Annotated in this window: 12 protein-coding genes and 1 pseudogene; 10 read left to right on the forward strand and 3 right to left on the reverse strand. The window is 70.2% G+C overall.

All coding sequences use genetic code 11. The features are described from left to right. The first annotated feature begins 256 nt into the window (after positions 1-256). Positions 257-982 carry a helix-turn-helix transcriptional regulator gene (locus ADY59_RS47860; RefSeq protein ID WP_053175721.1) on the forward strand — a complete coding sequence of 242 codons (726 nt, stop codon included), beginning with the start codon at positions 257-259 and terminating at the stop codon, positions 980-982. A 209-nt stretch (positions 983-1191) separates the two neighbouring features. Here the strand turns inward: ADY59_RS47860 and ADY59_RS43470 are convergent, their stop codons facing one another. Beyond that, on the reverse strand, positions 1192-2376 hold the full coding sequence (locus tag ADY59_RS43470; RefSeq protein ID WP_082310851.1) for a cytochrome P450: 1185 nt from the start codon (positions 2374-2376) through the stop codon (positions 1192-1194). A gap of 317 nt (positions 2377-2693) precedes the next feature. On the opposite strand from ADY59_RS43470, the gene ADY59_RS43475 reads away from it, so the two are divergent. Genes ADY59_RS43475 through ADY59_RS43510 form a run of 8 tightly spaced genes read left to right on the forward strand, consistent with a single transcriptional unit; the run spans position 2694 to position 10288 of the window. Beyond that, complete coding sequence (locus ADY59_RS43475; protein ID WP_049576004.1) at positions 2694-3539, forward strand: fumarylacetoacetate hydrolase family protein; 846 nt, start codon at positions 2694-2696, stop codon at positions 3537-3539. Continuing rightward, positions 3536-4843, forward strand: a complete 1308-nt coding sequence (locus tag ADY59_RS43480) for an L-fuconate dehydratase (RefSeq protein ID WP_049576005.1) — start codon at positions 3536-3538, stop codon at positions 4841-4843. Before ADY59_RS43475 ends, ADY59_RS43480 begins: the two co-directional genes overlap by 4 nt. Then, entirely contained in the window at positions 4840-5583 is a 744-nt protein-coding gene (locus ADY59_RS43485; protein ID WP_049576008.1) for an SDR family NAD(P)-dependent oxidoreductase, read from the forward strand. Before ADY59_RS43480 ends, ADY59_RS43485 begins: the two co-directional genes overlap by 4 nt. A gap of 8 nt (positions 5584-5591) precedes the next feature. Continuing rightward, the gene (locus tag ADY59_RS43490) at positions 5592-6614 is read left to right on the forward strand and encodes a sugar ABC transporter substrate-binding protein (protein ID WP_049576009.1); all 1023 of its coding nucleotides are present in this window, start codon (positions 5592-5594) and stop codon (positions 6612-6614) included. Between the two features lie 29 nt (positions 6615-6643). Then, complete coding sequence (locus ADY59_RS43495) at positions 6644-8092, forward strand: sugar ABC transporter ATP-binding protein (RefSeq protein WP_231619175.1); 1449 nt, start codon at positions 6644-6646, stop codon at positions 8090-8092. Then, positions 8089-9078: an ABC transporter permease gene (locus ADY59_RS43500; protein WP_049576014.1), complete on the forward strand. Its 990-nt coding sequence runs from the start codon at positions 8089-8091 to the stop codon at positions 9076-9078. The genes ADY59_RS43495 and ADY59_RS43500 overlap by 4 nt, the downstream gene beginning before the upstream one ends. Next, positions 9078-9383 (forward strand): L-rhamnose mutarotase, encoded by a 306-nt coding sequence (locus ADY59_RS43505; RefSeq protein ID WP_049576018.1) that lies wholly within the window; start codon positions 9078-9080, stop codon positions 9381-9383. Before ADY59_RS43500 ends, ADY59_RS43505 begins: the two co-directional genes overlap by 1 nt. Continuing rightward, positions 9380-10288, forward strand: a complete 909-nt coding sequence (locus tag ADY59_RS43510; protein ID WP_049576020.1) for an aldo/keto reductase — start codon at positions 9380-9382, stop codon at positions 10286-10288. Before ADY59_RS43505 ends, ADY59_RS43510 begins: the two co-directional genes overlap by 4 nt. On the opposite strand, the gene ADY59_RS53045 is transcribed toward ADY59_RS43510, so the two are convergent. Further along, a complete protein-coding gene (locus ADY59_RS53045; RefSeq protein WP_049576023.1) occupies positions 10276-10707 on the reverse strand; it encodes a GNAT family N-acetyltransferase in 432 nt (143 codons plus the stop codon). The two genes, ADY59_RS43510 and ADY59_RS53045, sit on opposite strands and share 13 nt — an antisense overlap. Before the next feature lie 249 nt (positions 10708-10956). After that, a pseudogene (locus ADY59_RS54180) lies at positions 10957-11805 on the reverse strand (DUF4143 domain-containing protein); the annotation flags it as partial. Here ADY59_RS54180 and ADY59_RS43520 point away from each other — a divergent pair. After that, the coding region (locus ADY59_RS43520) for an MFS transporter (RefSeq protein WP_156326106.1) at positions 11696-12394 on the forward strand (699 nt) is incomplete at its 3' end. The pseudogene ADY59_RS54180 and the gene ADY59_RS43520 sit on opposite strands and share 110 nt — an antisense overlap.

The raw sequence follows: 12394 nt of genomic DNA on the forward strand, positions 1-12394 counted from the left end.
CTTCTGGATGGGGTGCTCGCATCAGACCGGTGCGAGGCGCCTCGGTCAGGAGGCCGGGCCGGGGTTGGGAGGGTTGGGGTCCGCCCGTCTGCCGCTGGTGGTGAGTTCAGGGCGGCGTGCTGGGATCTGGTGGGCTCTGGACGGACGGAGGATCACAGGGCATCGGTCAGTCAAGGCCCGCGAACGCTCCCATAGCCGCGCCGGTCACAATCGTGTAGGAACCCCGTGCGAGGGCGGGGAAACACGAAGGAGCCGTGTGGACGACAGCGTGTCGATGGCCCAGCTTGTCCATCGTCTGGAGGAGGTGGTGCGGGAACTACGAGGCATCCCCGCCGACGTCGAGCGGGTGGATGACGATGCGCTCGTCCGGCGGCAGATCGCCGAGGTCGTACCCGTGGCGCGCGAGCTGCGCGCCATGCAGCCGTTGAGCGCGGTGGAAACGGGCTCCGAGGAGCACAAGAGCAGGCGCAGAGTGCTCGACGCCCTGGAGCGTGGCATGACGATGCGTACGGTCATCCACGCGAGCGTGCTGGACGACCTGCGCAAGACTGCCCGGATCAGGCAGTTGCACGCCGCCGGAGACCTGCACCGGGTCGTCGACGAGCCGATTCAGCAGTTGCTCATCTTCGATCGCGCCGTGGCCTTCCTCCGGATGACTCCATTCCCGTACGCGCCGGGCACCCTGGTGATCAGGCAGCAGGGCGTGATCACCGCGCTCATCGATCTGTTCGAGCGGACCTGGGCGGGCGCCAGGGAGGTGGACGAGCCGATGCACACGCTGAGCGCTCGCGAGCGCGAGGTGCTCGCCCTGATCGCTGAAGGGCGTTCCAACAGCGCCGTCGCGCGCGCCCTGGCGATCACGGAGGCGGCCGTCGGGAAGCACGTGGCCGGCGTGTTCGCCAAGCTCGAGCTGCCCGAGACCGCCGACGACAACCGGCGGGTGCTGGCGGTGCTCGCCTACCTGCGCGGCACGGTGCGGTAGCGCCGATCCCGTCACGGACGAGGAGAGGCCCTGCGTGCGTCCAACTGCGACAGGGGCCCTGCTCCGGTGCGGAGTCCGTGTTCCGGGAACGCGGGTGGACGGCTCGCGTTCCCGGTGGGCGGCCCGTCAGGGCGAGGATGGCCGGGACCTCCCGGCCCAAGCCGATCCCCGGTCACGGGCGCCGCGTGCCGGCGGCGACCGTGAAGGTCCTAGCGGAGGGCGACCGGGAGTTCCTTGATGCCGTTGATGAAGTTGGAGCGCAGGCGCCGGGCCGGCCCGGTCTGGGTGAGGCGGGGGTAGCGGCGGGCGAGTTGTTCGAAGAGGATGCGGAGCTCCAGCTTGGCGAGGTGGTTGCCGAGGCAGAAGTGGGCGCCGCCGCCGCCGAAGCCGATGTGCGGGTTGGGGTCGCGGCCGATGTCGAAGGTCTCGGCGTCGGGGAAGACCGCGGTGTCGCGGTTGGCGGAGGAGTAGAAGACCACGACCTTGTCGTCTTCCTTGATCTGCTGGTTGCCGAGGACCTGGTCGGCGGTGGAGGTGCGGCGGAAGAGGTTGACGGGGGAGACCCAGCGGACGATCTCGTCGGAGGCGGTCCGGGCGAGGGTGGGGTCGTCGACGAGGCGGGTCCACTGCTCGGGGTGCTCGAAGAGGGCGAGCATGCCGCCGGAGGCGGCGTTGCGGGTGGTTTCGTTGCCCGCCACGACGAGGAGGAGGACGAACAGGTCGAACTCGTTCTCGTCGAGTGTCCCGCCGTCGTCGTCCGGCTGGATGAGCTTGGTGACGATGTCGTCCTTGGGGTTGGCGCGGCGCTGGGCGGCCAGCTGGTTGGCGTAGGCGTAGACCTCGCCGGCGGCGGCGCTGCCTTCCTCGGGGGTGCCTGCGTAGTCGGGGTCCTGGGCGCCGATCATGCGGTTGGACCAGGTGAAGATCTTGTCGCGGTCGGTGACGGGGGCGCCGAGGAGCTCGCAGATGACGTAGAGCGGGAGCGGCGCGGCGACCTCGGTGACGAAGTCGGCTTCGGTGCCGCACTTGTCCAGCAGGTCGTCGCAGATGTCGCGGATGTGCTGTTCGAGGGCGCCGATGGTCCGGGGGGTGAAGCCGCGGTTGACGAGTGAGCGGCGGCGGGTGTGGTCCGGCGGGTCCTGGTTGAGCATCATCATGCGCTGCAGGGCCCGCTGATCCTCCGGCATCTCGTCGAACAGGGCCAGCCGCCTCGACGAGGAGAACAGGTCGGAGTGCCGTGACACGTGCACGACGTCCTCGTGGCGGGTGACGGCCCAGAAGCCCGGTTCGCCCTCGTGCCAGTACACGGGGGCGTGGGCGCGCAGCCAGGCGAGCTGCTCGTGGGGCGGTCCTGCGGTGGCGTAGCGGTCCTGGTCGACGAGGTCGATGTGCACCCGGTTCACCCTCTTATCAAGCGCTTGGTACAGAAAACCGTACTGAAACGTGTTCTATTACGGCACTGTACGACCGTCAAGGAGCGGTGGCGAACCCGGGGGAGAGGGGTGATCCGATGTTTTGTTGGAACGGTTGAGTACACGGAGAAACGCAGGCATCGGAGTGGCTGGGGGCGATATACCCCCAAAGGCGGCCTGGTGGGTGACCTGCTCAGGTCACGGATCGGATGTATCGAGAGGGGGCCCTTGACAGCACCCTGCGGACGGTATCAGCATCTGGAGAAGAGACATCCGATGTATGTGGTGAAGGGTGCGGTGTGAAGCTGCTGCGAGTAGGACCTGCCGGCCAGGAGCGGCCGGTGGTGATGGACGATGCCGGTAACCTGCGCGACATCGGGGAGCCCGAGATCGACGGGGCCTTTCTCGCGTCCGGGGGAGTGGCACGGGTGCGCGAGGCGCTGGAGCGTGACGCGCTGCCCGTGGTCGACGCCGAGAGCCTGCGGATCGGCGCGCCGATCGCCCGGCCCGGCAAGATCGTGTGCATCGGGCTCAACTACAGCGACCACGCCGCCGAATCCGGGGCGCAGCCTCCGGCCGAGCCCGTGGTGTTCATGAAGGCCGCCAACACGCTGGTCGGACCGTACGACGAGGTGCTGGTGCCGCGCGGCAGCGTGAAGACCGACTGGGAGGTGGAGCTGGCCGTCGTCATCGGCCGGACGGCCCGCTACCTGGAGTCCCGGGAGGAAGCGCTGACGGTCGTCGCGGGCTACGCGGTCGCCAACGACGTGTCCGAGCGGGAGTTCCAGCTTGACCGGGGCGGCCAGTGGGACAAGGGCAAGTCGTGCGAGACGTTCAACCCGCTGGGCCCGTGGCTGGTGACGGCCGACGAGGTGGGTGACCCGCAGGACCTGCCGATGCGCCTGTGGGTGAACGGCGAGCAGCGCCAGAACGGTCACACCAAGAACATGATCTTCGACGTCGCCGAGATCGTCCGGTACCTGAGCCGGTTCATGGTGCTGGAGCCCGGTGACGTGATCAACACCGGTACGCCCGCCGGTGTGGCCATGGGCATGCCCGGTCAGCCGTACCTGCGGGCCGGGGACGTGATGGAGCTGGAGATCGAGGGCCTCGGCCGCCAGCGCCAGACGGTGGGCCAGGCATGACGCACGCGGCGCCGGCCGGCTCGTACCGGATCGCCGGGATGGAGACGCACGACGTGCGCTTCCCCACCTCGCTGGAGCTGGACGGGTCCGACGCGATGAACCCCGACCCCGACTACTCGGCCGCCTACGTGGTGCTGCGGACGGACGACGGGTTCGAGGGGCACGGGTTCGCGTTCACCATCGGGCGTGGCAACGACGTGCAGACGGCGGCGATCAGCGCGCTGGAGCCGTACGTGATCGGCCGGGACGTCGAGGACCTGGGCGCGCTGTACAGGGAGATGGTCTACGACTCGCAGCTTCGCTGGCTGGGGCCGGAGAAGGGCGTCATGCACATGGCGATCTCCGCCGTGGTCAACGCCCTGTGGGACCTGAAGGCCAGGCGGGCGGGCAAGCCGGTGTGGCTGCTGCTGTCGGAGATGTCGCCCGAGGAGATCGTCGCCCTGGTCGACTTCCGCTACCTCACCGACGCCCTGACGCCCGAACAAGCACTGGAAATCCTGAGAAAGGGTGAAAAGGGCAAGGCGGAGCGGATCAAGCGTCTCCAAGCCGACGGATACCCCGCCTACACCACCTCGCCCGGCTGGCTCGGCTACGCCGACGACAAACTGCGCCGCCTCTGCCGCGAAGCCCTCGACCAGGGCTTCGGCCAGATCAAGCTCAAGGTCGGCGCCGACCTGGCCGACGACGTGCGCCGGTTCAAGGTGGCCCGCGAGGTGTGCGGCCCGGACTTCCCCATCGCCATCGACGCCAACCAGCGCTGGGACGTCGAGTCGGCCATCGCCTGGGTGAGCGCGCTCAAGCCGTACGGGCCGCACTGGGTCGAGGAGCCGACCAGCCCCGACGACGTGCTCGGCCATGCCGCCATCGCCGAGGGCATCAGCCCCGTCCCGGTCGCCACCGGCGAACACGTCCAGAACCGGATCGTGTTCAAGCAGCTCCTGCAGGCCGGCGCGATCTCCTACCTGCAACTCGACGCCGCCCGCGTCGGCGGCGTGAACGAGAACATCGCGATCCTGCTGCTCGCGGCCCGGTTCGGTGTCCCGGTGTGCCCGCACGCGGGCGGGGTGGGGCTGTGCGAGCTGGTGCAGCACCTGTCGATGTTCGACTACGTGGCCGTGACCGGAACCATGGAAAACCGGGTGATCGAGTACGTGGACCACCTGCACGAGCACTTCACCGACCCGGTGGTGATCGAGAACGGCCGCTACCGGGCCCCCACGGCGCCCGGGTTCAGCGCGGCGATGCACGCCGGGTCGGTCGCCGCGCACACCTACCCCGGCGGTTCGGTCTGGAGGGACGCATGAGCCTCAAGGCGGTCGTGACGGGCGGCGGCTCGGGCATCGGCCTGGCCACCGCCACCCTGTTCGCCCGGCGCGGACACCAGGTCGCCTGCCTCGACCTGAACCCGCCGGGCGAGCCGTTCATCGGCGTCAAGGCGGACGTGACCGACGACGAGCAGGTGCGGCGGGCCGTCGCGGAGGCGGCCGAGCGCCTGGGCGGCATCGACATCCTGGTCAACAACGCGGGCATCGGCGCGCAGGGAACCGTCGAGGACAACGACGACGCCGAGTGGCTGCGGGTGTTCGACGTCAACGTGTTCGGCCTGGTCAGGGTGGCGCGGGCGGCGCTGCCGTACCTGAGAAGGTCCGCGCACGCCTCGATCGTCAACACCTGCTCGGTCGCGGCCACAGCCGGGCTGCCCAGCCGCGCGCTCTACAGCGCGACCAAGGGCGCGGTGCAGTCGCTGACCCTGGCCATGGCCGCCGACCACGTGCGCGAGGGCATCCGGGTCAACTGCGTCAATCCGGGCACCGCCGACACGCCGTGGGTCGCCCGGCTGCTCGACGCCGCCGACGACCCCGAGGCGGAGCGGGCGGCGCTGAACGCCCGGCAGCCGATGGGCCGCCTGGTCAGCGCGGAAGAGGTCGCGGCGGCCATCGCGTACCTGGCCGGCCCGGACGCCGGCGCCACCACCGGGACCGCGCTCGCGGTCGACGGCGGCATGCAGGGGCTGCGGCTCCGGCCCATCGATCAAGGAAGGTAACCCCCCACATGAAGCTCGGTCCGGTGGCCGCCTGCGCGGCCCTCCTGGCAGTCGTCACCGCGTGCGGCTCCAGCGCCACGCCCTCGGCGGGAGGCGGCGGCGGCAAGGTCGGCATCGACCACCCGCGCGCCGACTCCGACTTCTGGAACTCCTACATGAAGTACGTCCCGCAACTGGCGGGCGAGCTCAAGGTCGACCTGATGCCGGCCACGAACTCGCAGAACGACGTCGGCAAGCTGGTCAGCAACGTGCAGGCGCTGACCGGCCAGGGCGCCAAGGCGATCGTCATGGCCCCGCAGGACACCGGCGCCATCGCCACCACGCTCCAGACGCTGGAGAACAAGAAGATCCCCGTCGTCACCGTCGACACCCGCCCCGACAAGGGCAAGGTCTTCATGGTCGTACGGGCCGACAACCGGGCGTACGGCACCAAGGCGTGCGAGTTCCTCGGCGAGAAGCTCGGCGGCAAGGGCAAGGTCGTGCAGCTGATGGGCGCGCTCAGCTCGATCAACGGGCGCGACAGGGCCGAGGCGTTCGGCGAGTGCATGAAGGCCAAGTTCCCCGGCATCACGGTGTTCGACGAGCCGACCGAGTGGGAGGGCAGCAAGGCCGCGTCCATGCTGCAGACCAGGCTGGAGCAGCACCCGGACGTCAAGGGCGTCTACATGCACGCGGGCGGTGTGCACCTGGCGCCCACGCTGCAGGTGCTCAAGCAGAAGAACCTGCTGCTGCCGCCGGACGACCCCAAGCACGTCTTCGTGATCTCCAACGACGGCATCCCGCAGGAGTTCGAGGCGATCCGCAAGGGTGAGATCGACGCCACCGTGTCGCAGCCGGCCGACCTGTACGCGAGGTACGCGCTGTTCTACGCCAAGGCGGCGATCGACGGCAAGACGTTCCAGGCGGGCCCGACGGACCACGACAGCACGATCATCCAGATCCCGAACGGCCTGGAGGACCAGCTTCCCGCCCCGCTGGTCACCAAGGAGAACGTGGATGACCCCAACCTCTGGGGCAACCAGGTCAAGTAATGAAAAATCATGTTGAAGCCCGAAATATCGTGAAGCGCTTCGGCCCCACCACGGCGCTCGACGGAGCGGGCATCGCGATCGCGGAGGGCGAGACCCACGCCCTCGTCGGCCGCAACGGCGCCGGCAAGTCGACCCTCGTGTCGATCCTGACGGGGCTCCAGCGGCCGGACGAGGGCGAGGTGCGCTTCGCCGGAGAGGCCGCGCCCGCCCTCGGCGACCGCGACGCCTGGCGGCGGCGGGTCGCCTGCGTCTACCAGAAGTCCACGATCATCCCCGCGCTCACCGTGGCGGAGAACCTGTTCCTCAACCGCCAGACCACCGGCCGGCTGATCAACTGGCGGGCGCTCCGATCCAGGGCCCGAGAGCTGCTGGAGACGTACGAGGTGGACGTGGACGCCGCCGCGCTGGCCGGTGACCTCGGCGTGGAGCAGCGGCAGCTCGTGGAGATCGCCCGCGCGCTGTCGTTCGGCGCCCGGTTCATCATCCTCGACGAGCCGACCGCGCGGCTCGACGGCCCGGCCATCGAGCGGCTGTTCACCCGCATGCGGGCGCTGCGCGAGCAGGGCGTCACCATGATGTACATCTCCCACCACCTGGACGAGGTGTACGAGATCTGCCAGAGCGTCACGGTCTTCCGCGACGCCCGGCACGTCACGACCAGGCCGGTCGAGGGCCTGCCGCACGACGAGCTGGTTGCCGCGATGACCGGCGAGGCCACGGCCGCGTACGAGACCCGGCCGCGCACAGCGGGCGAGCGGGTCGTGCTCGGGGCGTCGGCGCTGACGCTCGCCGGCCGCTACCGGGAGATCGACCTGTCGGTACGGTCGGGCGAGGTCGTGGGGCTGGCCGGATCCGCCAGCAGCGGGAAGGTGTCGCTGGCCGAGACGCTGGTCGGGCTGCGCAGGGCCGACTCCGGCACGGTGACGATCCAGGGCACGCCGGTCAAGCCGGGCGACGTGCCGGCCGCGCTGCGCGCCGGGCTGGGGTTCGTCCCCGAGGACCGGCACCACGAGGGCTTCGTGCCGCTGCTGTCCGTGGGCGAGAACGCCACGCTGCCGATCGCGCACAGGCTCGGCCGGTTCGGCACCGTCTCGGCGGCACGACGCCGGGCCGAGGCCGTACGGATGATCGAAGACCTGGACATCAAGACCGAGGGGCCGGACCAGCCCGTCGGGGACCTGTCCGGGGGCAACGCGCAGAAGGTGGTGTTCGCCCGGGCGCTGGCCGACGACCCGGCCGCGCTCGTCGTGATCAACCCGACCGCCGGCGTCGACGTCAAGGCCAAGCAGGCCCTGCTCGGCGCCGTCGAGGACGCCGTGGAGCGCGGCGCGGGCGCCGTGCTGGTCTCCGACGAGCTCGACGACCTGCGCATCTGCGATCGGGTGCTGGTGATGTTCCACGGCAGGGTCGTCAAGGACGTGCCGCGTGGCTGGACCGACCACGAGCTCGTGGCCGTGATGGAAGGCATACAAGAGTGACCGCACTGACTGCGTCCACCCCCCGGCTGCGGCTGGCCAGGTTCCGGGACCTGACGCTGGTCCCGGTGATCGTGCTCCTGTTGATCGCGGGCGCGTTCCTGGACCCGACCTTCCTGACGGCGGGCAACCTGACGAACGTGCTCCAGCAGCAGGCCGCGATCTCGCTGCTGGTGCTGGCCGAGGCGCTGATCCTGATCTCCGGCAAGTTCGACCTGTCGCTGGAGTCGATCGTCGGCATGGCGCCGGCGATCGCGGTGATGCTGGTGGTGCCGGTGTCGGCCGGCGGGTTCGGCATCGAGCTGCCCGGACTGCTGGTGATCCCGCTCTGCCTGCTGGTCGGGGCACTGATCGGAGCCTTCAACGGATTCCTGATCATCAAGTTCCAGCTGTCGGCGTTCATCGTCACGCTGGCCATGCTGATCATCGTGCACGGGCTGCAGCTCGGGCCGACCGAGGGCAAGACGCTGTTCGAGCTGCCCGAGTCGATCCTCTACCTGGGCAGCGCCCTGTGGCTGGGGCTGCCGGCGTCGATCTGGATCGCCGGGCTGCTGTTCGCCGCGGGCATCGCCGGGCTGGCGTACTTCCGGGTCGGCCGTTCCCTGTACGCGATCGGCGGCAACAGCGACGCCGCCCGCGCCGCCGGCATCCGGGTGGACCGGGTGCTGTGGGGCGTGTTCATCCTCGGCGGCACACTGGCCGCCCTCGCCGGGGTGCTGGAGACCGGACGCCTCGGCGCGATCGGCTCCAACCAGGGCGTCGGCTGGATCTTCATGGTGTTCGCGGCGGCGGTCATCGGCGGCGTCAGCATGGACGGCGGCAAGGGCACCGTGCTCGGCGCGCTCACCGGCGTGCTCGTCATCGGCCTGGTGCAGAACCTGCTCACGCTCAAGGGCGTCTCCGGGTTCTGGCAGCCGGTCGTCTACGGTGGCATCATCCTGATCGCGCTCATGATCAGCCGGGTGGCCGGCGGGAAGGCGCAGGACTGATGGACCGCCTCGCGCTCCGCACCCGGCTCAGGCCCGGCTGCGAGGAGCTCTACGACCGCGAGCACGCGAGCATCCCGGCGGAGCTGGAGCAGGCCATGCGCGAGCACGGCCTGCGCTCCTGGCGGATCTTCCGTGACGGGCTGGACCTGTTCCACGTCGTCGAGGTGGACGACTACGCCGCACTTCAGGCCGCGCTCCGCGACCACCCCGCCGACCGCGCCTGGCAGGCCCGCATGAACCGGCTGCTCGACGGCGACTTCGACAAGGACTCCGGAGGGCTCAAGCTGGTCTGGGAGCTCACGTGATCGACCTGCCCCGCCTCGGCTTCGGTGCCGCGCCCATCGGCGGCCTGTACGAGTCGGTCACCGAGGAGCAGGCCCGCGCCACGGTCGACGCCGCCTGGGACAGCGGCGTCCGCCTGTTCGACACCGCGCCGCACTACGGGCTCGGCCTGTCGGAGCGCCGCCTCGGCGCGGCCCTGGCCGGCCGCACCGGCTACGTGCTGTCGACCAAGGTCGGCCGCCTGCTCGTGCCGTCCGGCCGGGGCGGCCGCGACGACGAGGGCTTCGACGTCCCGGCCGGCTACGAGCGCCGGTGGGACTTCTCGCGTGACGGCGTGCTGCGCTCCCTGGACGACTCCCTGACCCGGCTCGGCCTGCCGTACGTGGACATCGCGCTCATCCACGACCCCGACGACCACCTGGAGCAGGCGCTCGCCGAGGCGTACCCGGCGCTGGCCGAACTGCGCGCGCAGGGCGTGGTCAAGGCCATCGGCGTCGGCATGAACCAGTGGCAGGCGCCGCTGCGGTTCGTCCGGGAGACGGACGTCGACGTGGTGATGCTGGCCGGCCGCTACACGCTGCTCGACCGGTCGGGCCTGCCGCTGCTGGAGGAGTGCGAGGCGCGTGGGACACGGGTGCTCGCGGCCGGTGTCTTCAACAGCGGCCTGCTGGCGACCCACACCCCGTCGGGCACGTTCGACTACCAGCCGGCCCCGGCCGCGCTCGTCGACCGCGCCTCCCGGATGGCCCGCGTGTGCGAGGCGCACGGGGTGACGCTCCCGCAGGCGGCGATGGCGTTCCCGCTGCGCCACCCGGCGGTCGCCGCCGTCGTGCTGGGCGCGCGCTCGCCGCAGGAGGTGCGCGCCAACGCCGCCCAGTGGCGGCGTCCGGTGCCCGAGGCCCTGTGGGCGGACCTTCAGCGCGCGTAGTCGACCACCCACAGGCCCGGGACCGGTTCGGCCTCACCCTTGAGGACGAATCCCAGCTTCTCGTACAAGGTCCGGGCGGGCACGTTGTCCCGCCCGGTGGACACCACGATCCGCCGCTCACCGGCCCTGGCCAGGACCTCGGTGACCAGAGCCCGGCCGATCCCGCGCCGGTGCGCCGCCGGGGCGACGACGAGCCGGTCGATGTCCACCTCGTCGTCGCTCTCCGTCCAGGCCACCGCCCCCAGCAGCCGCTGCTCCTCCATCGCGCCCAGCCAGTGCAGCGGCTCGGCCAGCAGCTCGGCCAGGCTCTCGCGCAGAGGCGGGATGCGGTCGTCGCCGATGATCTCGGCCTCGACCGCATAGGCGGCCCGCTGCAGGTCAAAGAGGGCCTTGTCGGGCGATATCTCGGAAATCAGCATCCGACGAGTATCGCCTATCCGACCTCCCACAACGCACTTACGAGCATCGCCCACATGCGATCGCCGAACGGCAAGGTCCTCGTTCCCGTGTTGAACACAATTCCGCGATGAAGTCGTCCCCGAGGCGCTCGGCCAGATGCCTGAGGCCTCTGAAGTCCTCGGCGCGCACGGTGGAGGAGATCCACTCTCTTCGGTCCACGTCAACTGGCGAGCGATCTCCATGAGCACGAATCCCTCCAGCAGGGGGCCGAACATGCTGCCGGGGCGCACGAGCCCACGTGCGTCGGCGCCAAGGAGATTCGCCGCGATTCCCGAGTCCACGAAAGCGACCTTGGGCGCGCCGACCGCACGGTTGCCCAGGTTGCGGGGCCAGGCGGGAATCCGCTTGATCAGGAAGACTTCCTCCAGAAGCGCCAGGTATCTGTGTACGGTGCCGGCCCCACTCCCTCGGGGAAGCCGCCCCGGACCAGGCGAGCGGCATTGTCCGCACGGGAGACATCGGACGCATGGTGGAGACGCGGTCCCTCCGAGAAGATCGTATCGACGAAGCCATCTGGTGAGCCATCGATCTCTCCTTGTGAGAAGGGCCACAGCTCGATCGTCTCCATGCGTCCCGGCAGGGTCCGACGGTGCCGCGTGGCGCGCGGAAGGGTCGTCGAGATCACGCCACTCCGCGACGCTGCCTTTGGCGGCGACTCTGACCAACGTACTTTTTCCGCACTGGCGGGCACCATTGATCAGCACCACCCTGGTGCCGGAGAGTGCCTCAGTAACGGCCGGTCCGGCGTGCCGTGGGATGACGGTGCCGCCGATAATCGGTTGGCGACCCGGCGTCCGCGTTGCTAGGTTGCCGTGCGTGTCCAGCCCAGAGGCGTCAAGACGGTAGCCACCGGTCATCCGGTGGCCTTTCGCCGTTGTCACGAGTGAGAGCTCCGGATCACCGCTGCCGCTTCCTTGTCGATCCTTCTCTGGGTGCGGAGCCTTCTTCATGCCTTTCGTCGTCCATCTGCTCGGGCTTGCCGTGTTCGCCATGGGCACGTCCGAGTTCATGCTGTCCGGTCTGGTGCCGGGCATCGCCCGTGATCTGGGCGTATCCATTCCCGCCGCCGGTCAGCTGACCACGGCGTTCGCCGTCGGGATGATCGTCGGGGCGCCGCTGATGGCGATCCTGAGCCTGCGCTGGTCGCGGCGGCGGGCGCTGCTGGCGTTCCTGGCGGTCTTCACGCTCGTGCACGTGCTCGGGGCGGTCACCACGAGCTTCGACGTGCTGCTGTTCACCCGGGTGGCCGGAGCGCTGGCCAACGCCGGGTTCCTGGCCGTGGCGCTGTCGGCGGCGGCGGGCATGGTCGCGCCCGGCGCCAAGGGGCGGGCCACCGCGGTCCTGCTCGGCGGGGTCACCGTCGCCTGCGTCGCAGGGGTGCCCGCCGGGGCGCTGCTCGGCCAGGTGTGGGGTTGGCGCTCGGCGTTCTGGGCCGTGGCCCTGGTGTCGGTGCCCGCCTTCCTGGCCATCCTCAAAGCCATCCCCACCTCCCCGGGAGCGCCCGCCTCTTCGGGAGCGCCCGAGTCTTCGGGAGCGCCCGAGTCTTCGGGAGCGCCCGAGTCTTCGGGGATGCCCGCGTCTTCGGGGGTGCCCGCCTCTTCGGGGGTGTCTGTCCCTCCGGGAGGGGGTGCTGCTTCTGGTGGTGGA

The organism is Nonomuraea sp. SBT364, from assembly GCF_001083785.1.
Classification (GTDB): domain Bacteria; phylum Actinomycetota; class Actinomycetes; order Streptosporangiales; family Streptosporangiaceae; genus Nonomuraea.

Excerpts from the sequence above, each read along its gene's own strand:
- ADY59_RS43490 (WP_049576009.1), top strand. The coding sequence starts at position 5,592 with ATGAAGCTCGGTCCGGTGGCCGCCTGCGCGGCCCTCCTGGCAGTCGTC.
- ADY59_RS43480 (WP_049576005.1), top strand. The coding sequence starts at position 3,536 with ATGACGCACGCGGCGCCGGCCGGCTCGTACCGGATCGCCGGGATGGAG.
- ADY59_RS43505 (WP_049576018.1), top strand. The coding sequence starts at position 9,078 with ATGGACCGCCTCGCGCTCCGCACCCGGCTCAGGCCCGGCTGCGAGGAG.
- ADY59_RS53045 (WP_049576023.1), bottom strand. The coding sequence starts at position 10,707 with ATGCTGATTTCCGAGATATCGCCCGACAAGGCCCTCTTTGACCTGCAG.
- ADY59_RS43485 (WP_049576008.1), top strand. The coding sequence starts at position 4,840 with ATGAGCCTCAAGGCGGTCGTGACGGGCGGCGGCTCGGGCATCGGCCTG.